The organism is Sorangium sp. So ce302 (genome assembly GCF_051530145.1).
Classification (GTDB): Bacteria; Myxococcota_A; Polyangia; order Polyangiales; family Polyangiaceae; genus Sorangium; species Sorangium cellulosum_B.
The window spans coordinates 5,252,669-5,267,768 of record NZ_CP150326.1 but is presented as its reverse complement, the minus strand read 5'-3'; the positions used below and the strand labels follow the sequence as shown (position 1 = coordinate 5,267,768).

At 69.5% G+C, this 15,100-nt stretch carries 14 protein-coding genes; 8 read left to right on the top strand and 6 right to left on the bottom strand.

Annotation, left to right across the window (positions count from 1 at the left end):
* Nucleotides 1-18 precede the first annotated feature (18 nt).
* Both WME73_RS19960 and WME73_RS19955 read right to left on the bottom strand, forming a co-directional pair.
* On the bottom strand, nt 19-894 hold the full coding sequence (locus tag WME73_RS19960; RefSeq protein ID WP_437916756.1) for a DNA-formamidopyrimidine glycosylase family protein: 876 nt from the start codon (nt 892-894) through the stop codon (nt 19-21).
* A gap of 148 nt (nt 895-1,042) precedes the next feature.
* Complete coding sequence (locus WME73_RS19955) at nt 1,043-1,426, bottom strand: hypothetical protein (protein WP_437916755.1); 384 nt, start codon at nt 1,424-1,426, stop codon at nt 1,043-1,045.
* Nucleotides 1,427-1,829: 403 nt separating this feature from the next.
* Here WME73_RS19955 and WME73_RS19950 point away from each other — a divergent pair, with 403 nt between their 5' ends.
* Nucleotides 1,830-2,354: a recombinase family protein gene (locus WME73_RS19950; protein ID WP_437916754.1), complete on the top strand. Its 525-nt coding sequence runs from the start codon at nt 1,830-1,832 to the stop codon at nt 2,352-2,354.
* 61 nt (nt 2,355-2,415) lie between these two features.
* The gene (locus tag WME73_RS19945; RefSeq protein ID WP_437916753.1) at nt 2,416-3,669 is read left to right on the top strand and encodes an AgmX/PglI C-terminal domain-containing protein; all 1,254 of its coding nucleotides are present in this window, start codon (nt 2,416-2,418) and stop codon (nt 3,667-3,669) included.
* A gap of 56 nt (nt 3,670-3,725) precedes the next feature.
* Here WME73_RS19945 and WME73_RS19940 read toward each other — a convergent pair whose 3' ends face one another.
* The 3 genes from WME73_RS19940 to WME73_RS19930 form a co-directional block, all read right to left on the bottom strand.
* Nucleotides 3,726-5,327, bottom strand: coding sequence for a PAS domain-containing protein (locus WME73_RS19940; RefSeq protein ID WP_437746991.1), 1,602 nt, complete (start codon nt 5,325-5,327; stop codon nt 3,726-3,728).
* Between the two features lie 189 nt (nt 5,328-5,516).
* Nucleotides 5,517-6,689: a PAS domain-containing protein gene (locus tag WME73_RS19935; RefSeq protein ID WP_437916752.1), complete on the bottom strand. Its 1,173-nt coding sequence runs from the start codon at nt 6,687-6,689 to the stop codon at nt 5,517-5,519.
* 123 nt (nt 6,690-6,812) lie between these two features.
* Nucleotides 6,813-7,745, bottom strand: coding sequence for an AraC family transcriptional regulator (locus tag WME73_RS19930; RefSeq protein WP_437916751.1), 933 nt, complete (start codon nt 7,743-7,745; stop codon nt 6,813-6,815).
* A 221-nt stretch (nt 7,746-7,966) separates the two neighbouring features.
* Between WME73_RS19930 and WME73_RS19925 the strand changes: the two genes are divergently transcribed.
* From WME73_RS19925 to WME73_RS19910, 4 genes are all read left to right on the top strand, one after another.
* Nucleotides 7,967-8,752 (top strand): hypothetical protein, encoded by a 786-nt coding sequence (locus WME73_RS19925; protein ID WP_437916750.1) that lies wholly within the window; start codon nt 7,967-7,969, stop codon nt 8,750-8,752.
* 90 nt (nt 8,753-8,842) lie between these two features.
* Nucleotides 8,843-10,204 carry an RNA polymerase sigma factor gene (locus WME73_RS19920; RefSeq protein ID WP_437916749.1) on the top strand — a complete coding sequence of 454 codons (1,362 nt, stop codon included), beginning with the start codon at nt 8,843-8,845 and terminating at the stop codon, nt 10,202-10,204.
* Nucleotides 10,201-11,289 (top strand): hypothetical protein, encoded by a 1,089-nt coding sequence (locus tag WME73_RS19915; RefSeq protein ID WP_437916748.1) that lies wholly within the window; start codon nt 10,201-10,203, stop codon nt 11,287-11,289. The genes WME73_RS19920 and WME73_RS19915 overlap by 4 nt, the downstream gene beginning before the upstream one ends.
* Nucleotides 11,290-11,426: 137 nt before the next feature.
* Nucleotides 11,427-12,566, top strand: a complete 1,140-nt coding sequence (locus tag WME73_RS19910; protein ID WP_437916747.1) for a hypothetical protein — start codon at nt 11,427-11,429, stop codon at nt 12,564-12,566.
* Nucleotides 12,567-12,587: 21 nt separating this feature from the next.
* Here WME73_RS19910 and WME73_RS19905 read toward each other — a convergent pair whose 3' ends face one another.
* The gene (locus tag WME73_RS19905) at nt 12,588-12,779 is read right to left on the bottom strand and encodes a hypothetical protein (protein WP_437916746.1); all 192 of its coding nucleotides are present in this window, start codon (nt 12,777-12,779) and stop codon (nt 12,588-12,590) included.
* 775 nt (nt 12,780-13,554) lie between these two features.
* Between WME73_RS19905 and WME73_RS19900 the strand changes: the two genes are divergently transcribed.
* Both WME73_RS19900 and WME73_RS19895 read left to right on the top strand, forming a co-directional pair.
* Nucleotides 13,555-14,199, top strand: coding sequence for a hypothetical protein (locus tag WME73_RS19900; RefSeq protein ID WP_437916745.1), 645 nt, complete (start codon nt 13,555-13,557; stop codon nt 14,197-14,199).
* A 117-nt stretch (nt 14,200-14,316) separates the two neighbouring features.
* Nucleotides 14,317-14,958: a hypothetical protein gene (locus WME73_RS19895; RefSeq protein ID WP_437916744.1), complete on the top strand. Its 642-nt coding sequence runs from the start codon at nt 14,317-14,319 to the stop codon at nt 14,956-14,958.
* The last annotated feature ends 142 nt before the right edge of the window (nt 14,959-15,100 follow it).

Below are 15,100 nucleotides of genomic sequence, written 5' to 3'. Positions count from 1 at the left end.
GCCCGCCGGCGGCCGAGGTCACGGCGCGGACGGAGCAGGCCCGGCCGGCGGCGGCGCGGCGCGGGGCGGCTGGCAGCGAGGACAGAAGTAAGTCGACCGCATCATCGTTCCCTGTCGGCGCATCTGGACAGCGGCGCCGCAGTCGTAGCAGGCGCGCCCCTCGCGGCCGTACACGCTGACTGGCCTCCTGCGGTCTCCGCCGGCGCGCGTCGTGCGTGTGGTCATGTAATGTGCGGTCGGCCCACGGTACGCGCTGGCGGCGTCCCGCGGCTCGACGTTGGCTTGCAGGAGGCGGCGGCCGACGTCGAGCATCGCGGAGAGCTCCTCGTCGGAGTACGCCCGGACCGGGGCGAAGGGGTCGAGCCGCGTCCGGAAGAGGAGCTCGCTCTTGTAGATGTTGCCGATGCCCGCGATGACGCGCTGGTCCATGACGGCGACGCCGAGCGGCACCTCGTCGAGGGCGCGCAGGCGGCGGAGCGCCTCGGCGGCGTCGAAGGCGTCGCCGAGCAGATCCGGTCCGAGGCCGCCGAGGAGGCGGTCGCCGCGCAGGGCGCTCGCGCGGAGCAGCCGCGCGACGGGCGCGCGGAAGCAGACGGCGACGTAGCCCGGGACCGCGAGGATGGCCGACGCCGTCGCCTCGGACCGCTTCCAGCGCTCGCCCTCGCGGTAGAGGTGCCAGGCCCCGCTCATGCGCAGGTGTGTGTGGAGCACGGTCCCCTCGTCGAAGAAGATCAGGAGGTTCTTGCCGCGCGCCTCCACGCGCTCGACGCGGCGGCCGACGAGCCGACGGCACGGCTGGTCGCTCCGGGGCAGCTCCAGCGCGACGACGGGCGCGCCCGTGAGCGCGGGGCCGAGGGCGGCGGCGATGCGGAAGAGGGTGTCGCCTTCAGGCATGAGCGGTGTCTGAAAGCTGGGGTGCAGCGTGGCCAGAGCGCAAGGGGCGCGAGAGATGGCGGGAGGCACCGCCGGCCGGCGCTCGTAGCTACCCGCCAGGGAGGAGAAGCGGTAACAGGCCGACAGATATCAGGAGACTGTCATCGGCCTAGTCACAAGGCCCTACGACAGGGAAGTTGCTACCCGTCCATACCGCCACGTCGGGGATGTAGAAGCCATTGTCGAGCCTGTACCAGAGGTTGTTACCACCCACAGAATCTCCACGCGTGCTGCAGACGAGGTCGACCATGGAGCCGACCGGAACGGCGATGGCCACCGGGCCGAAGGCGTTGGGGGTGTAGCGCAGAAATATACGCCGAACAAACCCACTCGACGAATAGGTGGGCACCCTGAGGGCGCTCGAGGCCTCTTCGACGATCTCCTCGTTCACCCCCGTCGCTTCGTCGCTCGATCCGGATGCCGAGATGCAGCCCATCATCCCGGTCGCGGCCGATATCGCCAGCAGCGCCGTGAGTCTCCTGATGTACGTCATATCGTCCCCCGATGTGGTACTGATGCAATCGAGTCGAGATGGGCGCAGGACCACGCAAGCGCCATCTCGCGTCGGCGAGATGACGCCGACACTCATCATATAATATCCGGATCCGATCCGTCCACATACCGCGCACACGTCCGGGCGGTCGCGACCAGCATTGTGTGATAGAACTCCGTGAAGTGGAGAATGGAATCGGGAAAGAGCGCTGAAGACGGAGAGCCATGACGCCCGGCGGCGCCGAGTGAAATATCGGCGTTCGAGGACAAGGTCGTCCAAGCCGCCATGCGCGAGGTGCTGGGAATTATCCATGGAGCATGGCGGATAGTCTCTTCTATCCGAAATTTGCGCGCGTGATGGAGGTCACGCTGGCGCCGGCGGGCCGGGGTACCTTCGGAGCGCGATGAGGAAGCGTGCCGCGATGTACCTGCGGGTCAGCAAGGGCGAGCAGAAGACGGCCAACCAACGATCCGACCTGACGCGCCAGGCGCGCACGCGCGGCCTGCACATCGTCGCGGAGTACGAGGAGCAGGCGAGCACGGCGAAGGAACGCAGCAAGTTCGACGCGATGATGCGCGCCGCGCACGAGGGGAAGTTCGACGTGCTGCTCATCTGGGCGATTGAGCGGTTCGGCCGCTCGATGGTCGGCAATCTGCAAGCGGTGCTGGACCTGGATCGGCGCGGCGTCGAAGTCGTGAGCGTCCGCGAGCCGTGGCTCAATTCCCCTCGAACGCTGGTGAGCCGTGCTCGAGTCCTCGGCGTGCAAGCCATCGTGCGAAGGCCCCGACTTGAGGGGCGCGGCGCCGCATCACTTGCGGATTCTCGTATTCGCGTCGATGCACGCGCGGTCCCGCGGAGCCCCCCCCGTCGGACCCCGCTGGAACCACCCCTCTCGACGGATCGCCAGCCTCGCTTTTCGCTCGCCTGAACATGTATGCTTCCCTCCTCGCATCACGACAGTCCAGCGAAGCGACCCTAGAGATCCCTCGATGCCTCACCCGACCAGCTGCCCCGCCGTCCTGTTGGCAGCGTCGCTCTGCGCGTGCGCCTCGCCCGCACCCCCGCGCGCCCCGACCGAGCGCGCGATCACGGTACCCATCGCGCCCTCTGCGCCGCCCGCCGCTCCCGACGACCCGCTCGACGCGGCCTCACCGCCGGAAGTCGAGATCCGCGGCCATCAGATCCGCCTGGACGGCCGGCTCGTCGGCGACGCGAAAAGCATCACCGAGCTCGGCCAGCTCACCAAGCTCGATGAGCTGTTCGAACAGCTAGAGGCGCGCCGCACCCGCGCAAGCGAGCGCGGCGCCCCGGCCCAGCGCGAGATCACCATCGCCGCGGACTACACCGTCTCCTGGATCGTCATCGAGAGCGTATCCCGCACGGCGGCCTTCGCCGGCTACCCCGTGGCGCTGCTGCGCACCGGCCTGGGCTGGTTCCGTTTCCGCACGCCCGTGCCAGGTCCTCCCGGTGAGGACGCCTCGGAGCCGCCGCGCTTCGAGATCGCCATCGATGTCCGCGCAAACGACGTGGAGCTGAGCCTCTTCGAGCTGACCGCCATCCCGAAGGCCGCCTCGGAGGGCGGCGGCTTCGTCCGGACGCTCGTGAAGCGCGAGGTCGTGGGCCCGCAGCGGGAGCGCGCCTCCGCAGCGCTCGCGGAGCTCGCCGAAGCCGCGTGCGCGAAGGCGCCGCGGACCTGCCTCGACCGCATCGGTCTGCGCGCCGTGCCAGGAGCGAGCCTCGCGGACGTCAAGGAGGTCGTGTCGACCACCCTCGCCCGCGCGCGGCAATGGAAGGAGCGACCGCCCGGCTCGAAGCCGGAGATCCTCATGCTCGGAGCCCTCCCCCGCGAAGGCCGGTTCACCGGCCCGAAAGGAGCGCCGCCCTCGTTTCGCGCGCTATCGATGGAAGTCTCGGGCCGGCTGCCACCCACGGAGATCCAGCAGGCCGTGCGCGCGCGGTTCGGTGGGCTGCGCAAATGCTACGAAGACGGGCTGCGCCGCGACCCCAACCTCGCTGGCCGGATCGCTGTGCGCTTCGTCATCGGCAGGGACGGCAAGGTGACCGCCGTCACCGAGGGCGCTCTGCCGCCGGCCAGCTCCCCGCCGTCGGCCGCGAGCGCGCCCATGCCGGATCGCGCGGTCGTGAGCTGCGTCCTGCGCGAGTTCGAGAAGTTCACGTTCCCGGCGCCCGCGGGCGGCGTCGTCACGGTGGTGTATCCCCTCATGTTCTCGCCAGGCTCGTGACGCCGGCGCGGTAGCGCAAGCGGCCATCTCGCGCGGCGCGGACGGCTCCGCCGCGCTCAGGCCTTTCGATCCGCGCGCGCGCTGATCACATACCCCTTCCGCGCCAGCGCGTGCCGGAACCCGGCTTGCAGGTCCCGGTGCGTCGCGAGCTTGCCGAACTCGATGCCGAGCTCGATCACGGTGCGGGCGATGCTGGGCGAGGCGCCGACGACGCTGCACTCGGCCCCGAGGAGCCCCGCGGCGCGCGTGGCCTGGAGCAGGTGGTTGGCCACCGCGCTGTCGACCGACGTGACGCCGGTGATATCGATGATGACGAACTCGGCGTGGTGCCGCTCGACCGCGGCGACGAGCGACTCGACGAGCTGGGCGCCGCGCGAGCTGTCCATCTGGCCGACGAGCGGGACGACGAGGATGCCCGGGTGGATGGGGATGCTCGGCGTCGAGAGCTCCTGGACGAGCTCGATCAGCCGCCGCTGGGTCTCCAGGAGGATCGACTCCTGGCGCTGCGCGTCCTCGATCCTCTTGCGCTCGGTGACGTCCTCGATGAGCCCGAGGAGATAACGGCCCTTGCCCTTGGCGTCCTCCATGGGGATGAACCGGGCGCGGCCGATGCGGTCCCCAAAGCGCTTCGAGGGGACGCGGAGCTCCGGGACCTCGACCGGCACGCCCCCCGCGAGGACGTCGCGGCTCTCGGCGTCGATCTTCGCGGCCAGCGCCTGCGGCAACAAGTCGCTGGCGCGCAAGCCGATCAGCTCTCCTGGCGCGTGGCCATGGAACTCCTCGAAATTCCTGTTCACCCGCACATAGCGGAGCTCCGCCGCATCCTTGACGAAGAGCATGAGCGGGAGGTGCTCGATGATGCCGTCGAGGAGGAGGCGCGCGCTCTCGAGCGACGCCTCCGTCGCCCTGCGCTCGGTGACATCGTCGTAGACCACGGCGACGCACTGATCGCCCACCGGGAACGACCACGTCGTCATGACGCGCGTGCCCACTTCCTGGGGGAGGATCACCTCGCTCTCGTCGGTCTCGCCGCTGCGGATCAGCTCCGCAAGGCGCTGAGGAATGCCGATCTGCCGAAGGCTGGGGACGCTCTCGTCCATGGTCCGGCCGAGCATCGCCGCGGTGGGCCTGCTGGCGATCCGCTCGGCGGCAAGGTTCATGTAGACGTACCGGAGCGACCGGTCATCCTCCGGGGCATCGAGGGCGAGGAACGTGCAGCCGAGGTGCATGGACTCGACCACCTGCGCGCACCGGCGCTGGTGCTCCCGGACCCCGCGCTCCCCCCCATCGACGAGGCGGAGCAACGCGCCGCGGCCGCCGCCGATCGTGCAGGCGAGCCCGCGAAGCATCCACCGCGGCGCGCCGCGGCCCTCGTCCGGCAGGTCGATCTCGGCTCGATCGACCTCGCCCGAGAGGAGCGCCTGGATCCGGGCGACGTCGGCGGCCGCGGGCGCCAGCGACAGGAGCACGCGATCGCCCTCCGGCGACAGCGGCAGGCTCGGCGCCCCGAGCCCCGAGAGGAGGCGATCGAGCTGCTCGTTCTTGCACAGGACGGCGCCCCGCGCGTCGATGACGAGCGCTGGGTCGTCCAGGGCCTCGATCAGGAGACGTGGGTCGATGTGAAGAGTCTCTGCGCGATCTTCGGCTGTCGTGTGCACGCACCCACCCCGTGAGCCAGATGCGAGGGCCGAGCGCGGCCCCCGCTGCTGAACCGTCACAACCGGGCGGCATCATCGCTCCGTTCTCGCGCTTCCGCACCCTCCGGGTGAGCACATCCGTCGAAAAAGGGAGCCGGATACCGGGCAGGCGAGGCCGAACGGCGCCGGGGCGCTGCGCGTGGGGCCCTGTCAGCTCGCGGTCACGCTGGCGCGGCTCTCCTGCGGCGGCTGCGGCGCCATGCGCCGGATACAGTAGCTCAGGGCAGCTCGCAGATCGCGTTGCGTCGAGATCGTCGAGAGATCGAGCCCCAGCGCGACCATCGTCTGCGCGACGTTCGGCTTGATGCCGGCGACGATGCCTTCGGCGCCGAGCAGGCGGATCGCCGCCACGAGCTCGATGAGATGGCTCGCCACCTTCGTGTCCACCATGTCGACCCCGGTCAGATCGAGGATCGCGAAATGGGCTTGTTTCTCCATGATGCGCGCGAGCAGCGTATCCATCACCTCGGCCGTCCGCACGCTGTCGACCACGCCGATCATGGGGAGCGTCAGCACCCCGTTCCATACCTCGATGATCGGCGTGGAGAGGTTGCGAATCACCTCCTGCTGCTTCTCGATCTGAGTGAGCCTGGCCCGCAGCTCTTCCTGCGCGCGCTTCACCGCGGTGACGTCGAGCGAGAACCCGAGCACCGCGTCGACCTCGTCGCGCCTGTTGCGCACGGGGACGGCCCAGCTCTCCCAGTGGACGCCGTGCGCCGTGGTGTGATCATGGGCCATCGTGCCGGCGATCGCCGCCCGCAAGGAGGCGCGCTCTCTCTCGGGATAGAGCTCGATCAGGTTCTTCCCGAGGAGCTCGCCCCTCGCGAGCCCGGCGGCATCGAGCCCCTTGCCGTCGTGGTAGAGGATGGTCCCCTCGGTGTCGATCGCCCAGATGACGACCTCCAGGCTGTCTGCCAGACCGTCGAGGAGCCGCTCCTTGAGGCTCGGCTCTGCCGGGCCGCGCCTGCCGTCGGCGTCGGCCTGCCGCAGCGACCCGTGGATCGTGCCCCCTTCGGGCGCCCGGCTCGCGTTGCACGTCAGACGCCGGTAAGCGCCCTGGGCGTCCATCAGGCGCACATCGACCTGCACCGGCTCTGTTTGCTCCTTCAGCCGGATCCACGCAGCGGCGAAGTCGGCGCGATCCTCCGCATGGACGAGCGCCGTGAGCGAATTGCCATCCGCTATCCCGGCCCCCAGCGCCCGACGGAGCGCGCCGCTCGAGTGCAGCACATCCCCATCGATTCCCGCGATGAAGAGCATCTCTGGACAGGATGCAAAGAATGTATGCAGCAGCCCCGAAGTGGCGTCCATTTCGTTCGCCATCGTTTCCCTCCCGTATGTCCCCCTCAACAAGATGGCTTGTATCAGAAGCGCATCGCTGTTGGGAAGCCGCGCTCGCAACGGGATGATGTTGGTGCGATGGACAACGGATCGCGTTTGCTGCGGTCAGCGGCGCGGCCGCACCTTGAACCAGAGATCGAGGTCCACGCGGCCGTCCTTCGGCTCGTCCGTGACGTAGTGCTCGTGGGAGGTGAAGTCGTCGGGCGCGAGGCTGCTCTCCCTGAACCAGCACGAATAGATGCTGCGATACGCCTCTGGGATCCCGGACACCTCGCCGGCATAGCGGAAGACGGCGTAGCGGCCCTCGCTCATCCGGCCGCGGAAGAGCGGGGGCGGCAGCGGGACGGCCTCCGGACAGGGCACGCAGGCGTGGTATCGGCACAGCTCGGGGGCCGTGATCTGCGGGCTGTCGTGCGGTATATCCCAGGCATCCACGGCGTCTTCGCAGAGCCCGAGCTGCCGGGCGGCAGCGATGAGGTCCGACCAGAGGCGCTCGAGGGCCGGGACGTCGTACCCGCCCGGGCTGGCGAGGCATGCGAAGTCGAGCCCGCTCGTGGTCTCGAAGCGGACCCGCGCGCTCCACGCCGCCGCCTCGAGGCGCCGCTCGTCGACTCCGCGCTCGGGCGGGAGCGTGTAGAGCTCTTCCGGCCGAAAGTCCTTCCCGTAGAGCGACGTCAGCTTCCCGATCGCGACGGGGAGGCCGCGCTCCGGGCTCCGCACCTGCGACGGGCTGCAGCCGAAGTGCGCCGCAAACGCCTTCGAGAAGTTCGAGGCGGACGAGTAGCCGGACGAGAGCGCCACGTCCATGATGCTGCGGTCCGGCTCGTACGCGAGCCGCAGCGCCGACTGCTCGAGCCGCCTCCGGGTGATGAACCGCCCGATCGGCTCGCCGACCGCCGCGTGGAAGACCCGGTGGAAATGGAACTCGCTGAGGCGCGCCGCGCGCGCGACGTCCGCGACCGTGATGGGCCTCTCGAGGTTCGCGGCGATGAAGCGGAGCGCGCGCTCGATCTCGGGCCGGTGGGCGGACTCCGTCACGACGACCTCCGCGAGGCGGCCCCAGCGAGGGCGAGCGGCGTGCCCGGAGCGCGTGGGCCTTCGAATCGCATGCCCGCATTCTAGAGCGGCTCCGGCCGGAGAGGCGCTCTCCGGCGCGCCGAGCGCGGGCGCGCGGCGGTCGACGCTCCAGCGAACGAAGGAGGCGGCGGGCGCCTCAGGCGTCGCCTGGAGATGCACCTGGCTGGTAGGGTTGGGTTGCCATGGATGTCCGAGCCACGCTGCCGATGACCCCCACCCTCGATCTCCTCGACCTCAATGTATGCTACGCTTACACGCATGCTGTCCGGCTCCTCAGTCTGGACAGGGTAACGCCTTTCTGGCCCGATCTAGGGCTTCGCATCGACGACGTCGAGGCGGTGAAGGCGGCCGCGCGCCGCTGCGTCCGGGCGGAGATCGCGATCGAGGCGCTGGACGAAGAGGAGCGGGACTACGAAGCCATGATCGCGGTGCACATCGCGGCGTTCCTCGCCGACGTGGAGCGCACCCAGGGCACGGCGGCCGCGGCGCAGATCCGCGCGTGGATCGAGGAGCGCTACTTCGTCCTCGACCGGCTGCCGGACTGGCGGACCATGTGGCAGGTGCTCGTCGTGTGGCTATCGCGCCGCAAGGAGCACCGCGTCGCGCGCTTCGGCCTGCCGCTCGACAAGATCGCCAAGCTCCTCCAGATCGCCCGAGCGTGGGCGGAGACCGAGGAGGCGCTGGATCGGCGCATCGACGAGGCGGAAGCGCTCCCGCTGGAAGGATGGGACGCCGAGGCCTACGCGGCGTACCGCGGCGACGACGCCGACCTGAGCCCGCTCACCGGGCTATCGCAGCACCTGGTCGCGCTCGAGTTCGAGCGCACCTGGGGTGCGATTCAGCGGATGCTCGGCCCGGCGGAGATGAAGGCGCTCGAGCGCTGGGGTCAGGCCGAGGTGATGGCCCACATGGAAACGATCTCGCCCCACGCGGCGTGGATCCCGCCAGAGGGCCGCAGCCTGTCGTGAGCGCGACGCTCGCCGCACGTGCGCCTCCGTCCCGTGCGCCGGGCCGTGCGTTTTTCAAACAGACCCGAAGAGCTCCCCGCAATTCTGGGTATGAGCACCCACGTTCCTTCCGCCGCTGACGCCTCCCGCGCCGCTACCTGGAATTCCGTTCACACCGCAGCGCTCGAAACCCTCCCGCGCTCGCTCCGGCTCCTGGGGGTCGCCGCGCCCGACATCGACGACCTGGTCCAGGAGGTCCTCCTTGCGGCGTACGAGAGCCTGGAACGGTTCGATCCCGACTACCCCGCCTCCGCTTCGTCGTCGCCTCCACACGAGGCGGACTCGGCCGGCGATCCGCCGCAGCGGGATGGGCGGCGCCCGCGCGGCAGCGCGGAAGCCCGATGGCTCTTCGGGATCGCGTGGCGGAAGGTCAGCCATCACCTGGAACGCGCCTACCGCCGCCGCGAGGTGCCGGACGGCTTGCACCCCGCGCCGCGCGGCCAGGCCGTCGATCCCGCGCCGAGCAGCGAGCAGCGCGTCGTGGAGCGAGAGCGGCTGGAGCTCGCGATCGACGTGCTGAGCACGATCGCCCCCGAACGGCGGGTCCTGCTCGTCCTGCACGAGGCCTGCGAGGTGCCGATCGTCGAGATCGCGCGCGAGCTCGGGATCAACTACAACACCGCCGCCAACCGGCTGCGCCTGGCCCGTGAGGACTACCGCGCCGCCGTCGCGCGGCTCCGCCCGGAGCAACGGCAGGCGCTGCGCGGCTGCTGGCTCGCGTTCCCGGTGGCGTCGGAGTTCCTGGCGCGCGACGGCGGCGCGAGCACCACGGCGCTGGCGGCGTCCGCGCCGCCGGCGCCTGCTCCGCCCGCGGCATCCGCACCGCCGGCACCCCCGCCGACAGCGCCTGCGCCGCCGGCTCCGCCCGGACCGCCGGCACCCCCGCCGCGTTTGCCTGCCACCTCGACGCTGCCACGGAGGCCTGGCCGGATCGCCGTCGCCCTCGGGTCGGCTGCGGCGGGCGTCGCCGGAACGGTCGCTGTGCTGCTCGCCCTCGCGCCGCCGCCGGCCCTCTGGGCTCGCCGCTTCGGGCCGGTGCTGCCCGAGCTGCGGCCCGCGGGCGGCGCCTGCCTCGCAGCGACCCCGCCGCAGCAGGCGCCCGAGCCGGGGCCCGTCGCCCCCGCGCCCGAGGCGCCCCACCGCCCGTGCCCTGCTGCTCCGCGGGCGGCGCCGCGGGCCAGCGAGGCCAGCGAGCGCGATGACACGTTCGCGGAGGAGCTGCGGCTGCTCACCGCGGCGCGAGAGCGCCTCACCGCCGGTGATGCGGCCGGGGCGCTCCGGCAGATCGCCGTGCACGAGCAGCGGTTCCCCGGGGGCCAGCTGAAGAACGTGCGGGAGCGGCTTCGCACGGTCGCCCTGGCGCGCCTCGCCGCTCCGAAGCAGGGCGCGCCGGGGAGCGAGCCGTCGCGATGAGCGGGCCCTGCGGCAGACCGAGGCTCGGCGCGCGCCTGGCCCGGTGCGGCATCGGTCCGCGCGGGGGCGCGAGGTGGCTGGCGCGCGCCGCCGGCGCGGTGGCCACGGCGGCCATGGTCCTGCTGTGCGTCGCCGCGGCGCGCGCCGCGCCGGATCTGCCACGGGCTGCGATGCGGCTGGAGGTCGTACGAGGCCCCGGCGCCGAGGGCTGCGCCGACGAGGCGCTCCTGCGCGCGGAGGTGGCGCGGGGGCTCGGCGGCGATCCGTTCGAGGACGACGCGCCGCGGGTGCTCACGGTCAGCATCGCGCGGGAGGGGCCGGAGCTCACGGCCTCGATGGCCCTGCGCGAGAGCGAGGGCGCGGTCGAGACAGCCTGGGCCGAGGGGTTCCGCACCCGGCGCGGCTGCGCGGAGCTGCTCTCCGGCGTGGCCCTCGCGATCGTGGCGCAGATCCTGACCGCGCCGGAGCGGGCGCCGCCGCCCTCCGAGCCCTCGCCGCCGCCTGCACCGCCGCTTCCGCAGGGGCGCCGGACCGCGTCGAAGCCACCGCTGCATGAGGCGATGCCAGCGCCGACAGGACGCTTGCGGCTGGAGGCGGGGCTCGGGGCGACCCTCGGCCTCGGGATCACGCCGGGGGCCGCGGCGGGCATGACCCTATCCATCGGCGTTCGCCGGCCCGGATGGTCGATCGCGATGGAGGGGCGCGGGCTCGTCTCCCTGGCGCAGGAGGTGGAAAAGATGACCATCAGCACGAGGGCCTTCACGGCGGCTGGTGTGGGCTGCCTGCACGGCCACCACCTCTTCGGCTGCGGGGTCGCGGCCGTCGGCTTCGTCCGGTTCATCCCCCGGCATCCGTGGGACATGACGGTGCGCGACGACGATCTGTTCAGCGTTGGAGCGCGGCTTGGCAGCGCCTGGGCCCTCTCGGACAGGTGGAGCGCGCATGGATACGCGGAGGCCGGCGCGATCGTGGATGACACGGTGCTCCAGCGCGGGGGCCAGCGGCGCGAGACCGCTGGATTCACCACGTGGTCCTCTCCTCCGGTCGGCGTGGCGCTCGGACTCGGTGTCACGGCGACGTACTGAAAGACCTCGTGGAGGCCGGCTTTTCTCGCCAACGACGTGAGAATTTTCAAAAGGGAACCACAATGCTCAGTGCAATCGAATCTCTCGTGACAGCTGCCCGTTGTGAGCGTGGGCCATCTCTACGTATCTTGTCCGGCATGCGAACCCTCTTCCTCCTGCTCGTAGGATCCCTCTTCTTGCCTGGCTGTTCCGAAGAACAACATCCGACCGTCTACGGTCCCTGTCAGCCTCAGGAGTACGGCAACCCAGGTTGCCCATGGCCCGAGGAAGGCGGCGGCGGGGCCGGCGGCGAGGGTGGCGGGGGCGGGGGCGGGAGCGGCGGGACCGGCGGCGGCGATGAGACCGCCTGCGCCGGCGATTGCGTCCCACCGGCGCCGCTGGGCTGGTTCGGACCGGCGCTCCTCTGGTTCGGCCCACGGGACCAGGTGCCGGACTGCCCAGCCGCGGCGCCGAACATCGGTTACGAGGGGTTCGCCGATCTCGCGCCCGCACCCCTCGCCTGCGCGGCCTGCCTGTGCGATCCGCCTGACGCGGCCACCGCCTCGTGCCAGCTCCCGCGGGGCTGGTCGGCGCACGCATCTTCGGCGTGTCCCGGCGACCCCGGCGGCGTCACGACCCCCTTCGCGGCGCCCGACGGCTGGGACGGCGCCTGCACCGCCGCGAACGCGATCCCCGCCGGCCAGGACTGCGGCGGGAGGCCGTGCGTGCAGTCGCTCTCGATCGAGGCGCCGATCGTGACGGCGACCGGCGCGTGCACGCCCAGGGTGGACGAGCCGCCGCCGCCGGCGCTCCTCGATCCGTGGCAGACCCGGGCGCTCGCCTGCGTGCCCGGCGCCTACACGGAGTGCCTGGGCGACCGGAGCACCTGCATGCCCTCGCCGGACCAGCCCGGGATCCCGCCGCCCGGCGGCTTCCTGACGTGCATCTTCCACGAGGGCGACGTGACGTGCGCAGAGCCTTACCTGGTCAGGCACGTCTTCTACGGCGGCGCCGAGGACACGCGCGGCTGCTCCGAGTGCGGCTGCGGGGAGCTGGAGGGCGCGTCGTGTACCGTCATGGCCTCCGTCTACAGCGACGGCGCGTGCGGGGAGGCGCTCGCGTCGATCGTCGTGAGCTCGACGACGCCGTTCTGCGGGGTCACGCCGCCCGGCGTCGCCCTCGGCAGCAAGTCGGCGGAGGTCGTGGCCGTGGATCCCGGCGGCTGCGCCCCGAGCGGCGGCGAGCCCACCGGCGAGCTGCTGCCGGCCGAGCCGTCGACCTTCTGCTGCCAGGCATAAGCCCGCGAGAAGAACAGGCGATCATCGCCTCGCGCTCGGCAGCAGCAGCTCCATCTCATTCGCGAGCTCTCCGCGCTCCTCGTCGCGGAGGGCCGCGACCAGGGCGCCTGCGAGCGGCCCCGAGCCGACCGTCGGCCCGACCGGTTCCCCCACCCAGAACGCCATGATCGACCCCGCGAGCGTGCCGCGTCCCCCGGCGCGAGGCCGCTTCATGGCCGCGCTGGCCGTGACGTCCGAGAAGCGGCTGCGCGCCGGGGAATGGGTGTGCTGCCAACGAGCGTTCGCGGCGTGGACCGCGCGAACCGATTGGCCCCCGTCGATCCCCTGAAAGCGAAGCGAGATTGTCCGCGACCGGCCACGCGAGTCATTGCCTGCTTCCGACGTCCTGGACATCTCGCGCGCGCCTCGGCGAGCTTGACGCGCTCGCTCGCGACGCCCGATCGTGGCCATACGCACGGATTCATCGAAGAACGACAGCATTTCCTGTATCCTCTTGCCTGCTTCTTGAGGCAAACGCGAGCCACCACCAGATACCCATGAGAGCAAGAACCTATGACCGCGACACTTCGTCGTTCAAGGACGGTCCGTCCCAGCCTCGCCCAACTTATTTCCGCGACGGTACTATCCCAAACCGGATGCACGATCCTCGACGAAAGACCAAAACCAACGTGCATAGATCCATCCCCCACGTGCGTGGCGCTGTGTGCGCCAGAAGATACACAGCCTCAACTAAGCGGCTGCATCAGAACGACGCCGTTGCAGAACCAATTCGTGGACACGGTAAACGCGAAATCATGTTATCAATGGCGCGATTTGTTGCAGCCCGCCAGCGGCATCAACCTGGATATCACGCCTCAAAGGATTGGAATAACACCGGTTAAGAAGGAACCCTGTTACTATTAGCTCATGCCACACTGGAGACCCATTCCCGCCACACTAAACCGCCTGCGTACAGCGACTATTGTTGCCCCGTTGCAATATTCGACACATGGGAACGTCACCCAAGCCGACAATATGGATTGGATCAGGTCTCATCGCGGTCGCCGCCTTGGCGGCGGTATATAATCTGGGAAGAACCTCAGCAGAGAGCGGCAGCCGTCATCAACGGCAACAGGGAGCCGCCAGCAAGAACGATCCCGATCTTCGGTCAGCTCTGAGCGCCGCCCGGAAGAGGTTGGCCAGCTGCGAAGAGACCCTCCAGCGTCACGACCAGCATCTTCAGAAGAGAGAGGAAACGCTCCACACCAACGAAGACAACCCCACACCTTCACCCGTGCCAGCGCTTCCGAAGCAATGCATCATTGCATCGCAGGTGAAGGAACTGCAGATGCTGGGTGCGAACTGCAGGAGCCTCAGGAGACATTTTGATGCGTACAAGACAATACTGGGCAGCAACACGATCAATTGCGAGATCGTCTTGGATGTTCTATCCGTGGCTCACGCGCAGTCCTCCTTCTGTGCCGCCATCACAAGAATCAACGAAGGCACCGCCTACCGAGATGCTATGAGCGACCCGCTCGCCATTGCCGCGACGGAAGACGCCTACGCAACCAGGAACGAATACGGCAACCCCAACGACCTTAGAGCACTGGTGAAGAACCCAGAGTGCATAAGCCAATTGCGGGCCGAATGAATCCAACCCATTCCACGCCGCCGTTCATCTCGCGGGAGCCATCGCTCCGCTGGTCGGACAGGCCAGGGTCGCCATTCTCAGGCACGCACCAGGACTTTAGCTCGTAACGCTCGACACATGGGAACATCACCAAAGCCGACAACGTGGATTGGATTTGGGGCCATCGCGATCGCGGCGCTGACGGCGGCATACAATCTAGGAAAAATCTCTGCAGAGAGCGACGAACAGCCGCAAGCACGCCAGGACGCCGCCAGCAAGAACGACCCCGATCTTCGGTCGACCCTGAGCGTCACCCGGAAGCGGTTGGCCAGCTGTGAGAAGACCCTCCAGCGTCGCGATCACCATCGTGAGAAAGGACAGGAACATCCCCCCACCAACGAAGACAAACGTCCCCCTTCGCCTAAGTCAGAGCGCCCGGAGCAATGCATGATCCAATTACAAGCGAGCGAGCTAGCCATGCTGGACGTGGACTGCAGGGGCTTTCTGGCAGGGTTCGGCGCGTACAGGGAAATACTCGGCAGCAGCACGTTCGACTGCGAAACTGTGTTGAGCATTCGAGACCTGGCTCGAGACCAATACTCGTCCTGCTCCAGTATCATAAGATACTTCGAGGATGCGCCGCAGCCAGGGGTCACGGGCGATCGTCGCAGCATCGGGGCGATGGAAAATGCTTACACGTTCAAGAGCTACTACGACGACGTCGACATCGATGAGCTAGTGAAGAACCCCGCGTGCATAGATCCAATGCAGACCGAATAACGCGAGCGTGCTTCACGCCGCCGCTCAGCTCGTGGAAGCCTTCAGCCCGGCGTTTGCGCAGGCCACGGCAGGCATTCTTGTGCGCGCTGTCAGGGCTTGAAGTGTTCTCCCTTGCCGCTCTGACATCAGCGCAAGAGCCACG